The sequence below is a fragment of the Spongiivirga citrea genome (assembly GCF_010671565.1).
Lineage (GTDB): Bacteria > Bacteroidota > Bacteroidia > Flavobacteriales > Flavobacteriaceae > Spongiivirga > Spongiivirga citrea.
The window spans coordinates 533629-547846 of sequence record NZ_JAABOQ010000005.1 but is presented as its reverse complement, the minus strand read 5'-3'; the positions used below and the strand labels follow the sequence as shown (position 1 = coordinate 547846).

The window sequence follows — 14218 nt, the reverse complement described above, 5'->3', positions numbered from 1 at the left end:
CAAATCAATACATTTGTATATACAATTGTTGTAAATACATGAATGTAGAAGCTTGTCTTAAAACTGAAAAAAAAATCCCATTACCAAAACGCACCCTAATTCATTTACAATTAGTAGCGAGTAGGTTGCATGAGGATTTATCTGAGACACTTAAACCTTTTGATGTATCCCTGCAACAATTTAACGTGTTACGCATTTTGCGAGGTCAAAAAGGAAATCCAGCTACTCTGCAAACTATTAGTGAGCGTATGGTCAATAAAATGAGTAATACTACAAGGTTAGTCGACAAGTTAATCGCTAAAGGTTTAGTTCGGCGCGATATTTGTCCTAGCAATAGAAGAAAGGTAGATATTACGATAACCAATAAAGGGCTTGAAGTTTTAAAAGAAATGGATTTAGCCATGAATAATACTGAAAGTAGAATGCTAACCAATTTTTCTGAAACCGAATTACAAGAAATTAATCGTCTTTTCGACAAATTATATAACTAGTTAAATCAAACATATTATTTATTAAATCTTAATCATGAAAAAAAACATTTTAACAAGCACCTTAGCAGTTGTAATCTTATTTGGAACAACTGCTTTTACTACTTTAAAAGATAAAAAAGTGGAGATCAAAAACAGTACAATTACCTGGGTAGGTAAAAAAGTAACTGGAAAGCATACAGGAAACATCACTTTAAAAGAAGGTTTCTTAATGATGAAAGGAAAAGAGTTACGTGGGGGAGAATTTGTTATGGACATGACCACTATTAATGTAACTGACCTAGAAGGCGGATCAAAAGGAAAGTTAGAAGGACACTTAAAATCTGATGACTTCTTTGGTGTTGACAATCACCCAACAGCAACTTTAAAGTTTACAGGCTTTTCTGGCGAAGATGGCATGTATACCGTTATTGGCGACCTTACAATAAAAGGACAAACACACCCTGTTCGCTTTGACCTAAAAATCGATGGGAAGACTGCAACCACTTCTTTAAAGGTAAACAGAACAAAATACGGTATCAAGTATGGTTCTGGAAGCTTTTTTGACAATCTTGGAGACAAAGCTATTAATGATGAATTTGAGTTAAATGTAGAATTACAATTCTAATTTAAATCCAAATCACCCTAAACAAGTGGAACCCACATAATGTTAATATTATGTGGGTTTTTATTTGATGCTACAATTTTCATTTATATATTTGAACCATCATAAGAGAACAATGAAGCAAACTTTAAATACTTGGTGGTGGTCTAATTTACGTCGACAGTCGTGAACTAAGCTCCTATTGTATTTAATAAACATATAAAGGCTTGTCATCACGACAGGCCTTTTTTTTGTGAAACACTTATTTGAAAACTCCCTTCCCTTGAGGGAAGGGCTGGGGATGGGTGTTAACATTATAAATGATTAGAAATATAGAGTCTTTTAAAAATATTTAGAAGGGACACCCCTCTTAATCTCCCCTCAAGGGGAGAAACTTATAAAAGGTAATAACAGAATGAATTACAACTTAAAAACAACATACACCAAAATACTTGCAGATACCATTACTCCTGTAAGTGTGTATTTAAAAATTCGGGATAAATTTCCTAATAGTTTATTGCTCGAGAGTAGCGATTATCATGCAAACGACAATAGTTTTTCGTATGTCTGCTGCAACCCAATTGCCAGTATTCAAATAAAAGACGGTGTAGTTTCTTACTCGTATCCTGACGGATCGAACTCAAAATTAGCCTTAGAAGAAGACCATGATGTTCCGGCTTTAATCACTCAATTTAGCAACCAGTTCAAAGCTGAAAAAAATGATTTTAAATTCATCAATAATGGCTTATTTGGTTATATCGCCTATGATGCTGTTCGATACTTCGAAGACGTTGACGTCAATAAAAAAGAAGACACCTTAAACATTCCTGATATTTATTATGCGGTTTATCAGAATATCATCGCTATCAATCACTTTAAAAACGAAGCTTATATTTTTCATCATGGATTGGATTTAACTAAAAATAATTTAGAGGATATCGAGCAACTTATCCGAGTTCGGAATTTTGCTACTTACAATTTTAAACGTGAAGGAGAATCATCTTCAAATTTAAAAGATGAAGAATATAAAGAACATGTTGAATTTGCAAAAAAACACTGTTGCCGCGGTGATGTATTTCAGCTTGTGCTTTCACGTAGGTTTTCGCAGAGTTTTAAAGGTGATGAATTTAATGTGTATCGTGCTTTACGATCTATCAATCCTAGTCCATATCTATTTTATTTCGATTATGGTGGATTCAAAATATTTGGTTCTTCGCCAGAAGCTCAGCTAGTGGTTAAAAATCGCCAAGCAGAAATTCACCCTATCGCAGGAACCTTTAAACGTACCGGTAACGATTTAAAAGATGCTGAATTGGCAAAGGAATTAGTTAAAGACGAAAAAGAAAATGCCGAGCATGTCATGCTGGTTGATTTAGCAAGAAACGACCTTAGCAGAAACGGCAGCATGGTAAAGGTTGATAACTATCGTGAAGTTCAATTTTTTAGTCATGTAATACACCTAGTGTCTAAAGTAACTGGTAAGATGCATGATGATGTTACGACCATGCAAGTGGTGGCCGACACCTTTCCAGCAGGAACATTAAGTGGTGCACCAAAACACAGAGCAATGCAGTTAATTGAGCAATACGAAAAATGCAACCGCGATTTTTATGGAGGTGCGATTGGTGTAATGGATTTTGAAGGCAATTTTAATCATGCCATCATGATTCGTACTTTCTTAAGTAAAGATCATCAACTTCATTATCAAGCCGGTGCTGGCATCGTATCTGAATCAAATGCCGATCATGAGTTACAAGAAACCTATAATAAATTAGGTGCGTTAAATAAGGCTTTAGAAATTGCTGAAAGAATAAAATAAATGAAAAAAGTATTAGTAATAGATAACTACGACAGCTTCACCTACAACCTAGTCCACTATTTAGAAGACTTGAACTGTGATGTTACAGTCTGGAGAAATGATAAATTCGATCTTGAACAGGTCGACTCTTTTGACAAAATCATTCTTTCACCAGGACCAGGAATTCCTGATGAAGCTGGATTATTAAAAGCCGTAATCAAAGAATATGCTCCTACGAAAAGTATTCTGGGAGTGTGTTTAGGTCAACAAGCCATTGGCGAAGTTTTTGGTGCTTCATTAATTAATCTTGATAAGGTATATCATGGTGTTGCGACCGATATTGAAGTCATTGTAAATGATGAATCTCTTTTTGAAGGAATAAATAAAAATTTCGAAGTAGGTCGTTATCATTCCTGGGTTGTGAATCCTGAATTATCAGATGTTTTAGAAGCCACTTCATTTGACGAAAATGGTCAAGTAATGTCATTACGCCATAAAGTATATGATGTAAAGGGAGTTCAATATCATCCTGAATCAGTACTTACCCCAAATGGGAAGAAAATTTTAGAAAACTGGGTAAATAGCTAGTACATGAAACAATTATTAAATAGATTAATCAATCATGAAACTATCTCGAAAGAAGAGGCAAAAAAAGTATTGGTTAATATTTCAAAAGGAGACTACAACACCAGTCAAATAGCGGCATTTCTAACAGTCTATATGATGCGCAGCATTACTCTAGATGAACTAGAAGGTTTTAGAGATGCCTTACTCGATCTATGTTTGGCAATTGATTTAGCTGAATATAACCCAATCGACCTTTGTGGAACTGGCGGAGATGGTAAAGACACATTCAACATATCGACACTTTCATCATTTGTAACTGCAGGCGCAGGTGTTCATGTCACCAAACACGGAAATTACGGCGTATCTTCTAAATGCGGATCGAGTAACGTAATGGAACATCTCGGTATTAAATTTAGTAATGATGTTGATTTCCTGAAAAGATCGATCGACAAGGCAGGAATTTGTGTACTGCACGCTCCCCTATTCCATCCTGCAATGAAAAACGTGGCTCCAATAAGAAGAGAGCTCGGTGTAAAAACTTTTTTCAATATGTTGGGCCCAATGGTAAATCCAGCGTTCCCAAAGAACCAACTGGTTGGAGTTTTCAACTTAGAATTGGCAAGAATGTATGGTTATTTATATCAAAAAACTGATAAGAACTTCACCGTATTACATTCATTGGATGGTTATGATGAAATTTCGTTAACTGGAAACACAAAAACTATTTCTAATAATACGGAGTCAATGCTAACACCCGAAGATTTCGGAGTCAAAGTCTTAAAACAAGAAGAAATTTATGGTGGCGACACAGTCGAAGATTCCGCAAAAATATTCATGAATGTGTTAAGAGGAAAAGGAACCGAAGCACAGAATAATGTCGTTTGCGCAAATGCAGGTATGGCAATTGCCACGGCAAAACAACTTGAACCAAAACAAGGATTCGAATTAGCAAAAGTATCCTTACTATCAGGAAAAGGCTTAGAAGCTTTAAATACATTACAAGAACTAAGTAAAAACTAAAAAACACATGTCAGTTCGAGTGTTTTAATCGGACGATAATGAGATTAAAAAGTATCGAGAACCTTTTTCTAAATTATGAACATCCTAGACAAAATAGTAGCAGATAAGCGCATAGAAGTTGACCTTAAAAAAGGTTTGATTCCATTAAAACAATTAGAAGCTTCTGTCTTATTTGACAGGAAATCGACTTCTATGTCAAAAAGTATAAAGTCTGGCTCAGGAATTATTGCCGAACATAAAAGACGATCACCTTCCAAATCCGTTATCAATCAAAAAGTAAGTGTGCAAGAAGTTGCCGCTGGTTACGAAAATGCTGGTGTAAGTGCCATGTCTGTTTTAACCGATGGAAAACATTTTGGGGGCTCGTTAGATGACTTATTACTTGCCAGAGCCTCCGTGAAAATGCCATTGTTACGCAAAGAATTCATAATAGATGAATATCAAATACTAGAGGCAAAAGCTCACGGTGCGGATGCTATATTATTAATCGCAGCGGTCCTAAGTAAAAATGAAATAAAGTCACTTTCAGAAACAGCAAAAAGTATCGGATTGGATGTGTTATTAGAAGTCCATAATGAAGAGGAATTACACAAATCGATCATGCCGAGTTTGGATATGTTAGGTGTTAATAATCGTAATCTCAAAACTTTTGAAGTCAGCCTTGAAACCAGCAAAAAACTATCGACTATTATACCTAATGATTTTGTAAAAGTCTCTGAAAGTGGCATCAGTAATATCGAAGCCATAAAAGAACTAAAACCATATGGCTATGAAGGTTTTTTAATAGGAGAAAACTTTATGAAAACTGATAATCCTGGAAAAAGCGCAAGTGAATTTATCAAAAGCCTAAAATGAAAAAAGTGAAACTTAAAATCTGCGGTATGAAACATCCTGAAAACATTCAGGAAGTAGCTTCATTACAACCAGATTACCTGGGTTTCATTTTTTATGAAGAATCTCCAAGGAATTTTGAAGGGATTATTCCAGAAACGCTCAATTCCATCAAAAGAGTTGGCGTTTTTGTTGATGCTTCGATTGATTTCGTATTAGAAAATATTAAAAAACATAATCTCGATGTCATTCAATTTCACGGTAATGAAAGTCACAAGTATCTTGAAGAGTTTAAAAAACGATTTCTGGTCGAGCGCAGTCGAGATCTACCCATAATTTGGAAAGTATTTTCAATCAAAGATAAATTCGATTTTAATCGTTTAGAGCCCTATGAAGGAATAGTCGATGCGTTCTTATTTGACACTAAAGGAAAAGAAAAAGGTGGTAACGGATATACATTTAATTGGGATGCCTTAAAAGAATATCCATCTAAAACACCAATTGTTTTAAGTGGTGGGATTGGGTTAAATGAAATTGACCAACTAAAAGAAATTTTAAATACCGATTTACCAATTCAAATTATAGATCTAAACAGTAAGTTGGAAATCAAACCAGGACTTAAAAACGTCGAAAAAGTAAAAGAATTTATAAAAGAAATAAGTCTAGCATTTAGGTTCTAGACTCTAATACATACCTAATGAAATATAACGCTAACGAAAAAGGATATTACGGTCAGTTTGGAGGAGCATTCATTCCAGAAATGCTGTATCCCAATGTAGAAGAGCTACGTCAAAATTACCTTAAGATCATGGCAAAACCAGATTTTAAAAATGAATTTGATCAGCTTTTGAAGGATTATGTAGGTCGACCTACACCCCTGTATTTTGCGGAGCGTCTTTCGGCCAAATACAACACCAAAGTCTACTTAAAACGAGAAGATCTTTGCCATACAGGTGCGCACAAAGTAAATAATACAATCGGTCAAATTTTGATGGCGAAACATCTTGGTAAAAATCGGATAATTGCCGAGACTGGAGCCGGACAACATGGTGTAGCGACGGCAACCGTTTGCGCCCTTATGGGAATTGAGTGTGTTGTGTATATGGGTGAAATTGATATTGCTAGACAAGCACCCAATGTTGCCCGGATGAAAATGCTGGGCGCAGAAGTTAGGCCTGCCTTATCTGGTAGTCGAACTCTAAAAGATGCGACTAATGAAGCTATTCGCGATTGGATTAATAATCCCGTCGATACACACTACATCATCGGATCAGTGGTTGGACCGCACCCATATCCAGACATGGTAGCTAGATTTCAATCGGTTATTTCTGATGAAATTAAATGGCAATTGAAGGAAAAAGAAGGGCGTGAAAATCCGGATTATGTTATTGCTTGCGTTGGTGGTGGTAGTAATGCTGCAGGTGCCTATTATCATTTTTTAGATGAAACTGATGTCAACATTATCGCTGTTGAAGCCGCTGGAAAAGGAATTCACTCTGGAGAAAGCGCAGCAACTTCAGCCTTAGGAAAAGTTGGTATTATACACGGTAGTAAAACCTTATTAATGCAAACTCCAGACGGTCAAATTACAGAACCTTACTCCATTTCAGCTGGATTGGATTATCCTGGAGTTGGACCTATGCATGCTCATTTGTTTGATAGCCGGCGAGCCGAATTTATATCGGTAACCGACGACGACGCCATGACTTTTGGGTTGGAATTATCCCAATTAGAAGGCATTATCCCTGCAATTGAAACTTCCCACGCATTTGCTGTGTTAGATCAGAAAAAGTTTAAGGAAGATGATATTGTTGTTATTAATCTTTCTGGGCGTGGGGATAAGGATTTAAATACTTATATAGACTATTTCAAATTATAAGCATGAATAGAATACACAAGAAACTACAAGAAGACAAAAAGCTTCTTTCCATATACTTCACAGCGGGATACCCTGAATTAAATGATACAGTAACTGTGATCGAAAAGCTACAAGAAAATGGAGTCGATATGATCGAGATCGGGTTACCATTTTCTGATCCGCTAGCAGATGGACCAACTATTCAAGCAAGTTCTACTGAAGCTTTGCACAATGGAATGACTACAGATGTCTTGTTCAATCAAATAAAAGACATTAGAAAAACTGTGGATATTCCACTAATCGTTATGGGATATTTCAACCCTATGTTTCAATATGGTGTGGAAAAATTCTGCGCTAAGTGCGCCGAAATTGGAATTGACGGCATCATCATGCCTGACCTTCCGCTTGCGGAATATCAAGAAGAATATAAAGCGATTTTCAAAAAATACAATTTGAGTAATATCTTTTTGATCACGCCTCAGACTTCTGACGAACGTATTCGCCAAATTGATGAAGCAAGCGACGCATTTATCTATATGGTTAGCTCCGCAAGTACTACTGGAGCAAAAAGTGGGTTCGGAAACGAGCAAGAAGATTACTTTGAGCGCATTGCTAGTATGAACCTAAAGAATCCGCAAATTGTAGGATTTGGAATCAGTAATTCAGACACTTTTACGGCTGCCACGGCAAAATCAAAAGGGGCTATTATTGGGTCAGCATTTATTAAAACACTAACTGAAAAAGGAATCGATGGAATTTCCCATTTTATAAGAAGTATTCGCTAAAATTAATTCTATTAAAGCAACCCTTATTTCAAAACCCTATCTTTAGAGTAATTCTAAATGACCAATAATGAAATTCATTTTACTGGCATTTCTATCAATTGCCATATCTAATTCGATAGTTGCTCAAGAAGATGAAAATCAAAATTTCGCGGCACCGAAACACGTAATTCATGTTTCAGCAGGAACCTTTTTTATTACAGCTTCCGGAAATATTTCATACGATTATCGCATCGCACAAAATGAAACTGGTTTTTTCAAATCCTATTATGCCACACTTAAAGGAGGCTATCAATATATTGGAACTTTCTCCGGTCTTAATACAGAAGGCCCAATTATTACCGCAGGTGTTACTGGGTTAACAGGAACGGGAAAAGGTCATATGGAAGCCAATTTAGGACTAAGTTATCTCATCGGAAGAACTAATGATGACCCAGTCGATGGTGATACGGACGAAGGAGTTTTATTGCCATATTTTTCTATCGGATATAGAAAACAAGTTTCAAATGGGCTCGTATTTAGAACAGGGGTTGGTTTTGTCGATGGGGCTTATATAGGATTAGGGTATAGTTTCTAACTTCATTTTTTAACATTATTGGTAGGTGTACTTCACTATGATGGTTGAATTGGTTTCATTACTTTTATCTACAGAAATCTATGTATATGAAACTTCGATTAATCAGTATTTTCCTGATCATAATAGCACCATTAAAAGCACAAGAATCAATTAAAAAACAACTTGTACCTGCCATTAATGAGCTTAAAGAATTTATAGCCATTCCCAATGACGCATTAGAACATAGTGATATGATGCGCAACATTTTTTGGTTAGAAAAGCAATTTAAAGAACGTGGCTTCAATACCGCTCAACTTCCAACGGATGGCGAGCCATTATTCTTTGCTAATCTTCCGATAAAAGAAGGCTTGCCTACATTACTGTTTTATATGCATTTTGATGGGCAGGCGGTAGACCCTTCGAAATGGGGTCAGAAAAATCCGTATGAGCTGGTTTTAAGAGACGGAACTACGGATCTCGATTGGTCAAAATTAGAAAATGGTATTGATAATGAATGGCGCCTATATGGCCGCTCTACTTCAGATGATAAAGGTCCTATTGTGATGTTACTAAATGCATTCGATGTTCTAAAGCAAGAATCAAAGGAAGTTCCTTTTAATGTAAAGGTAATTTTAGATAGTGAAGAAGAAAAAGGAAGTAAACCACTTCCAAAGGCTGTAAAACAATACAAAAGTCTTTTAAAAGCCGATTATTTGGTAATAAGTGATGGTCCAGTTCACACTTCAGGTAAACCAACTTTGGCTTATGGTTGCCGCGGAATCACCACAGTAACCTTAACCACATACGGACCCGTAAAACCGCAACATAGTGGTCATTATGGCAATTATGCACCCAATCCGTCTTTTAGAATGGCTGCATTATTGTCTAGTATGAAAGATGAGCAAGGAAAAGTGCTTATTCCGGGATATTATGATGGTATTTCTCTTAATGATGCAACCAAAGAGATTTTAGCTGCGGTACCTGATGATCAGGCATCAATCTTATCCAAGTTAAGCATTAAGACAGCTGAAACGGTCGGAGCAAATTATCAGGAAGCATTGCAATACCCTTCTTTAAATGTTCGTGGAATTAATTCAGGATGGACAGGCAGCAAAGCCCGTACAATTGTTCCAGATAGGACAGTAGCAGAAATTGATATTCGCTTAGTGCCAGAGAGTGATGGTAACCGTTTAAAAGATCTAGTTAAAAAACACATTCAAAAACAGGGTTATCATATTGTTGAAAAAGATCCTACAGCTGAAGAAAGAGCAGCTCATGATAAAATTTTAAAGTTTGAGTCAAGAGGAGTTACAAAACCATTTAGAACTGATATTGATAGTCCATTTTCAAACTGGCTACAAGCTGTCATGAAAAACACTCATGGTGATGAGCTGGTTCGTATTAGAATTATGGGCGGTACAGTGCCAATCTCTCCTTTTATCAATGAACTAAATATTCCCGCCATTTTAGTCCCTATGGTCAATGCTGATAACAATCAACACAGCCCAAACGAAAATATTAAAGTCGGAATGATCGAGTATGGAATGAAAACTTTTTATGGGATTTTGACTACGTCAATGGACTAGGCTTAGTCCGATAGCGAAGTGTCACTTCGAGTGATTTTTATTTTATTGGAAATGAAAATGAAAATTGTATCGAGAAGCTTGCTTAACCATTCAATTTATCATTCTAAGGTTCTCGATACATTTTTCTTCCTCATACTTCGTCGAAAACCACTCGAACAGACAACTATCGCAGTCAATTTTTAAAAAAACTCCCGATACTGCATCACTCTAAAATCAAACGTATTGAATTCTGGGTTCTTTGCTTTTAATTGCTTGTATAGAGGATTACTCCCTACCGCAATATTAGCAGTCCCAGTAGGTGCTGTAAGTGAAACTGTTCTAACAATTCTGTCATCAATTTCAACTTCGTGAATCTTAGGAGTGGATTTTTCCACCAGTTTTAAACTCATTTTGTATTCACGAAGATGCCTTCTAAAAAAATATTCTGGTCCGTTTTTACTATTACCGCCAGTAAATAACAGGGTATCAACTTTGGGATATTTCCTTAAATAACCAACTAAATCGCGAAGCTTTATATGCTGCATCCCAAGATCAGAAGCATCGATCTTTTCGCGTTGAGCACTATCCACTATATCGCAGATTCCGATTCCTTGTTTTTCTAAAAAGCCCTTGCGTTGTTTAATAGGAAAATCGGTGTTTTCAAAGACTAAATCTAGTTCAAAAATCTGGTCAAGTATTCGCCATAACATACCGTCCCTGCTACCGTAACAAAAATTGACATCGTCAGGTTTTAAATCTCCTGTAGTGAATCTAGGAGGAGGCAGCGTACCTACTATTAATTTGGTAGCGTTTTCAGGAATAAATGGTTGGTATGGGTGTGTATGAATGAACAAAATAAATCGAGTTATTGGCTACGAATATCGGAAAATACAAGCTATCGCTTGCATACAATTCATTGATTTTAAGTTCAAAATGATTAACTTTAAGTTTCAACCACTACAAAAATCAACCAAACCATGGGAAAAGGTGACAAAAAAACCAGAAGAGGTAAAATTAGACTAGGCACATTTGGCGCTCGTAGAAAACGAAAAAAAACAGCTGCATATACCCCACCAGTAGTAAAAGAAACTCCAGCTCCTAAAAAGAAGGCTAAACCAAAGAAAAAAGAAGAAGCAGAAACGGAGGAATAGATATATTCTAGTTTTAAATAGGTTTGGTTAAATCCTCCACGGAGGGTTCAATCTGTTTTCACCCGCATGATATAAAATTAATTGATTCCCGTCAGGATCTTTTAATCTTGCCTCACGCCAAAGCCATTTTTGATCTTTAGCCGAGCTATCAAATCGAATTCCCGATTCCACTAACTCTTTAACTTTGTCATCGAGGTTTTCTAATTCGAAATAGATATAAATACCATTTCCTTTTGGCAGCTCATCTACCAAATGAATTGAAAAACTTGATGAACCATCAGGACATTCAAATCGGGCATAATTGGGTAACGCATCAACTATTAGTTTAAGTCCTAATTGTTGATAAAAAGCAACAGAAACTGCAAGATTAATTGAAGGTGCCGTTATCTGGTTTAGATTCATTACCGACTATCTGATAAACACCAATTCATTTGCCTTAGTGCTATGCTCTTCACTAAAACCGTAACCGTCATAATTAAAGCCCTTAATGTCGTCAATTGTTTGTGCATCGGTATCGATTATATAACGAGTCATTAATCCGCGTGCTTTTTTAGCGAAGAAACTTATCATTTTTAGTTGTCCATTTTTCCAATCTTTAAAAATCGGAGTAATAACTGGTACTTTTAAAGCTTTGGTGTCAACAGCGCCAAAATATTCATTGCTGGCAAGGTTTAAGAACAGCTCATCATCAGCTAATTCATCGTTTAATTGCTGAGTGACTTTCTTTCTCCAGAATTCATATAAGTTTTTATTCTTACCAACCGAAAGTTTTGTTCCCATTTCAAGTCGATAAGGCTGTATCAAATCTAACGGCTTTAAAACACCATACAACCCAGATAAAATTCGCAGGGTGTTTTGTAATGTTTCTAATTTTTCTTCTGAAATGGTATATGCGTCTAGACCAGTATATACATCTCCATTAAATGCATAAGCTGCCGGTCGGGCGTTTTCAACCGTAAAAGGAAGACTCCAGTTCTGATTCCGCTCATAGTTCAGCTGACCTAAATTATCACTAATACTCATTAATTTTGATAAACTTTTAGCCGATTTCTTTTTCAACATCTTGCTCAATCGTTCAGCTTCGCTTAAAAAACAAGGCTGCGAATGCTTGTTAGTGGGTAGTTCTGCTTCAAAATTTAATGACTTGGCTGGTGATACTACAATTTTCATGCGTTTTAATCTTATTAACTACTCAAATTTACACAGGAAAGTGCAGTTCACCTAAAAAAGAGAACTATCTATATTTATAAGAGTATTGATATAGTCTATTGAAACAAAAATTTAGTCGTTTGGCTATTACACAGAGGTGCACAGAGAATCACAAAGGTTCACGAAGAAATTTCGAAAAAATTGGAATTATTGGAATTTTTAAAAGCTTCTGTTAGCTCTTATTCCATATCCCGATGCTTTGCATAATCCCGCCACTTATCAATACACTTTTGCATATCTTCAGGAATATCAGTATTGAATTCTAACCATTTTCCAGTAATTGGATGCTCAAAACCAAGTGTTTTTGCATGAAGTGCTTGTCTTGGCAGAATTTTAAAGCAGTTGTCTACAAACTGTTTGTATTTTGTAAAAGTGGTCCCTTTCAAAATCTTCTCCCCACCATATCGCTCATCATTAAATAAGGTATGACCAATATGCTTCATATGTACCCTGATTTGATGGGTACGACCGGTTTCTAATTTGCAAGAAACCAAAGTCACATAACCTAGACGCTCTAAAACTTTATAATGTGTGACGGCTGGTTTCCCTTGGCTCTCATCTTCAAAAACAGTATTCTGCATTCTGTTTTTAGGATGACGGCCGATAAAGCCTTCTACTGTACCTTCATCTTCATCAACATTTCCCCAAACCAAAGCGACATATTCTCTTGTACTACTTTTATCAAAAAACTGTTTTGCCAAATGCGTCATCGCATGTTCAGTTTTGGCAACTACGAGCAGGCCGCTAGTATCTTTATCGATACGATGTACTAATCCTGGGCGATCACTGCTGTTTTTTGGCAAGTTTTCGAAATGAAAAGTCAATGCATTAATTAAAGTGCCTGAATAATTTCCATGTCCTGGATGCACCACCATACCAGCTGGCTTATTTACAACCAACAATTCATCGTCTTCATATACAATATCAATAGGAATATTTTCAGGAACTAATAAAAACTCGTATGGCGGGTGTTCAAAAAGCACTTTTACTACATCGCCACCTTTTACTTTGTAGTTCTGTTTTACAGGAGTATCGTTTACAAAAATATTACCAGACTTTGCAGCAGCCTGCACTTTGTTTCTGGTAACGTTCTCGATAAGATTCATTAAATATTTGTCAACCCTAAGCGGGTTTTGCCCTTTATCGGCTACAAAGCGGTAGTGTTCGTAAAGTTCTTGGTTAGCCTCCTCTATTTGATCATCTTCCTTCATCGGTATCTCCTTCCTCTTCATCAGGATCATCCGGCACAACCAAACGTCCTTTACCATCGCCAACTACTAGATCAATTTTCGACGTTTGTGGTAGCATTTCACCAGGTTTGATGATTCTGCCGTCATGACGTATTTCTAAAACTTCCTGTGAAATATGGTTTCTAAACGTGATTTTACCAATATTGAAGCCCATTGCTTTTAAAACAGGTTCGGCATTTCGTCTTGTTTTTTGTCGTACATCAGGTACACTAACTTTGCGGTATCCTGAAGGGTTTAAGGTTAAATAAATCTTACGATCCTTTTTAACCTGTGTGCCAGCCTCGGGTTGTTGCTCGATTACGGAATGTTTCGGAAAATTAGGGTTATAATTCGCTGAATCCCGAACTTCAAATCGCAATTTGGCATCGTTCAACTTCATTTCAACAATATCCAAAGTTTGCTTTTCTAATTGTGGTACTTTAATAAAATCACCATGATTGGTAGTCATGTTTAGGTATTGCATCATCAACCACCCAATCAAAATAAGCGCTACAATAGCTAGACCAAGCTGCTTTAAAAACAACTTGCTCCATATAAACTTAAATAATCCCATTTAGCAT

Annotated in this window: 17 protein-coding genes; 12 read left to right on the top strand and 5 right to left on the bottom strand. The window is 36.3% G+C overall.

The genetic code is table 11. The annotated features are described in order from the left end of the window. The first annotated feature begins 38 nt into the window (after positions 1–38). The 11 genes from GWK10_RS14495 to GWK10_RS14445 all read left to right on the top strand — a co-directional run bounded on the left by GWK10_RS14495 (position 39) and on the right by GWK10_RS14445 (position 10069). Complete coding sequence (locus GWK10_RS14495; protein WP_164033094.1) at positions 39–491, top strand: MarR family winged helix-turn-helix transcriptional regulator; 453 nt, start codon at positions 39–41, stop codon at positions 489–491. Between the two features lie 34 nt (positions 492–525). After that, positions 526–1095, top strand: a complete 570-nt coding sequence (locus tag GWK10_RS14490; RefSeq protein WP_164033093.1) for a YceI family protein — start codon at positions 526–528, stop codon at positions 1093–1095. A 391-nt stretch (positions 1096–1486) separates the two neighbouring features. Beyond that, positions 1487–2890 (top strand): anthranilate synthase component I family protein, encoded by a 1404-nt coding sequence (locus GWK10_RS14485; RefSeq protein WP_164033092.1) that lies wholly within the window; start codon positions 1487–1489, stop codon positions 2888–2890. After that, positions 2891–3457, top strand: a complete 567-nt coding sequence (locus GWK10_RS14480; RefSeq protein ID WP_164033091.1) for an anthranilate synthase component II — start codon at positions 2891–2893, stop codon at positions 3455–3457. It begins immediately after the preceding gene. A gap of 3 nt (positions 3458–3460) precedes the next feature. Beyond that, positions 3461–4456: an anthranilate phosphoribosyltransferase gene (gene trpD, locus GWK10_RS14475; RefSeq protein WP_164033090.1), complete on the top strand. Its 996-nt coding sequence runs from the start codon at positions 3461–3463 to the stop codon at positions 4454–4456. A 75-nt stretch (positions 4457–4531) separates the two neighbouring features. After that, positions 4532–5311: an indole-3-glycerol phosphate synthase TrpC gene (gene trpC / locus GWK10_RS14470; protein ID WP_164033089.1), complete on the top strand. Its 780-nt coding sequence runs from the start codon at positions 4532–4534 to the stop codon at positions 5309–5311. Beyond that, positions 5308–5967, top strand: coding sequence for a phosphoribosylanthranilate isomerase (locus tag GWK10_RS14465; protein WP_239540767.1), 660 nt, complete (start codon positions 5308–5310; stop codon positions 5965–5967). Before trpC ends, GWK10_RS14465 begins: the two co-directional genes overlap by 4 nt. Positions 5968–5984: 17 nt before the next feature. After that, the gene (gene trpB, locus GWK10_RS14460) at positions 5985–7166 is read left to right on the top strand and encodes a tryptophan synthase subunit beta (protein WP_164033088.1); all 1182 of its coding nucleotides are present in this window, start codon (positions 5985–5987) and stop codon (positions 7164–7166) included. A gap of 2 nt (positions 7167–7168) precedes the next feature. Then, positions 7169–7930, top strand: coding sequence for a tryptophan synthase subunit alpha (gene trpA / locus GWK10_RS14455; RefSeq protein WP_164033087.1), 762 nt, complete (start codon positions 7169–7171; stop codon positions 7928–7930). A gap of 67 nt (positions 7931–7997) precedes the next feature. Further along, positions 7998–8504 carry a hypothetical protein gene (locus tag GWK10_RS14450; RefSeq protein WP_164033086.1) on the top strand — a complete coding sequence of 169 codons (507 nt, stop codon included), beginning with the start codon at positions 7998–8000 and terminating at the stop codon, positions 8502–8504. An 86-nt stretch (positions 8505–8590) separates the two neighbouring features. Further along, positions 8591–10069: a M20/M25/M40 family metallo-hydrolase gene (locus GWK10_RS14445; protein ID WP_164033085.1), complete on the top strand. Its 1479-nt coding sequence runs from the start codon at positions 8591–8593 to the stop codon at positions 10067–10069. Between the two features lie 179 nt (positions 10070–10248). Here GWK10_RS14445 and GWK10_RS14440 read toward each other — a convergent pair whose 3' ends face one another. Further along, positions 10249–10902 carry a uracil-DNA glycosylase family protein gene (locus tag GWK10_RS14440; protein ID WP_164033084.1) on the bottom strand — a complete coding sequence of 218 codons (654 nt, stop codon included), beginning with the start codon at positions 10900–10902 and terminating at the stop codon, positions 10249–10251. Between the two features lie 123 nt (positions 10903–11025). Between GWK10_RS14440 and GWK10_RS14435 the strand changes: the two genes are divergently transcribed. After that, positions 11026–11199 carry a 30S ribosomal protein THX gene (locus GWK10_RS14435; RefSeq protein WP_164033083.1) on the top strand — a complete coding sequence of 58 codons (174 nt, stop codon included), beginning with the start codon at positions 11026–11028 and terminating at the stop codon, positions 11197–11199. 27 nt (positions 11200–11226) lie between these two features. Here the strand turns inward: GWK10_RS14435 and GWK10_RS14430 are convergent, their stop codons facing one another. From GWK10_RS14430 to GWK10_RS14415, 4 genes are all read right to left on the bottom strand, one after another. Further along, positions 11227–11601 (bottom strand): VOC family protein, encoded by a 375-nt coding sequence (locus GWK10_RS14430; protein ID WP_164033082.1) that lies wholly within the window; start codon positions 11599–11601, stop codon positions 11227–11229. Positions 11602–11607: 6 nt separating this feature from the next. Continuing rightward, a complete protein-coding gene (yaaA, locus tag GWK10_RS14425) occupies positions 11608–12369 on the bottom strand; it encodes a peroxide stress protein YaaA (RefSeq protein WP_164033081.1) in 762 nt (253 codons plus the stop codon). A gap of 218 nt (positions 12370–12587) precedes the next feature. Then, positions 12588–13640: an RluA family pseudouridine synthase gene (locus GWK10_RS14420; protein ID WP_239540766.1), complete on the bottom strand. Its 1053-nt coding sequence runs from the start codon at positions 13638–13640 to the stop codon at positions 12588–12590. Further along, positions 13606–14211: a PASTA domain-containing protein gene (locus GWK10_RS14415; RefSeq protein WP_164033080.1), complete on the bottom strand. Its 606-nt coding sequence runs from the start codon at positions 14209–14211 to the stop codon at positions 13606–13608. Before GWK10_RS14415 ends, GWK10_RS14420 begins: the two co-directional genes overlap by 35 nt. Positions 14212–14218: the final 7 nt, after the last annotated feature.

Excerpts from the sequence above, each read along its gene's own strand:
- GWK10_RS14465 (WP_239540767.1), top strand. The coding sequence starts at position 5,308 with ATGAAAAAAGTGAAACTTAAAATCTGCGGTATGAAACATCCTGAAAAC.
- GWK10_RS14485 (WP_164033092.1), top strand. The coding sequence starts at position 1,487 with ATGAATTACAACTTAAAAACAACATACACCAAAATACTTGCAGATACC.
- GWK10_RS14435 (WP_164033083.1), top strand. The coding sequence starts at position 11,026 with ATGGGAAAAGGTGACAAAAAAACCAGAAGAGGTAAAATTAGACTAGGC.
- GWK10_RS14490 (WP_164033093.1), top strand. The coding sequence starts at position 526 with ATGAAAAAAAACATTTTAACAAGCACCTTAGCAGTTGTAATCTTATTT.
- GWK10_RS14430 (WP_164033082.1), bottom strand. The coding sequence starts at position 11,601 with ATGAATCTAAACCAGATAACGGCACCTTCAATTAATCTTGCAGTTTCT.
- GWK10_RS14450 (WP_164033086.1), top strand. The coding sequence starts at position 7,998 with ATGAAATTCATTTTACTGGCATTTCTATCAATTGCCATATCTAATTCG.
- trpB (WP_164033088.1), top strand. The coding sequence starts at position 5,985 with ATGAAATATAACGCTAACGAAAAAGGATATTACGGTCAGTTTGGAGGA.
- GWK10_RS14480 (WP_164033091.1), top strand. The coding sequence starts at position 2,891 with ATGAAAAAAGTATTAGTAATAGATAACTACGACAGCTTCACCTACAAC.
- trpC (WP_164033089.1), top strand. The coding sequence starts at position 4,532 with ATGAACATCCTAGACAAAATAGTAGCAGATAAGCGCATAGAAGTTGAC.
- GWK10_RS14495 (WP_164033094.1), top strand. The coding sequence starts at position 39 with ATGAATGTAGAAGCTTGTCTTAAAACTGAAAAAAAAATCCCATTACCA.
- trpA (WP_164033087.1), top strand. The coding sequence starts at position 7,169 with ATGAATAGAATACACAAGAAACTACAAGAAGACAAAAAGCTTCTTTCC.
- GWK10_RS14445 (WP_164033085.1), top strand. The coding sequence starts at position 8,591 with ATGAAACTTCGATTAATCAGTATTTTCCTGATCATAATAGCACCATTA.
- GWK10_RS14415 (WP_164033080.1), bottom strand. The coding sequence starts at position 14,211 with ATGGGATTATTTAAGTTTATATGGAGCAAGTTGTTTTTAAAGCAGCTT.
- trpD (WP_164033090.1), top strand. The coding sequence starts at position 3,461 with ATGAAACAATTATTAAATAGATTAATCAATCATGAAACTATCTCGAAA.
- yaaA (WP_164033081.1), bottom strand. The coding sequence starts at position 12,369 with ATGAAAATTGTAGTATCACCAGCCAAGTCATTAAATTTTGAAGCAGAA.
- GWK10_RS14420 (WP_239540766.1), bottom strand. The coding sequence starts at position 13,640 with ATGAAGAGGAAGGAGATACCGATGAAGGAAGATGATCAAATAGAGGAG.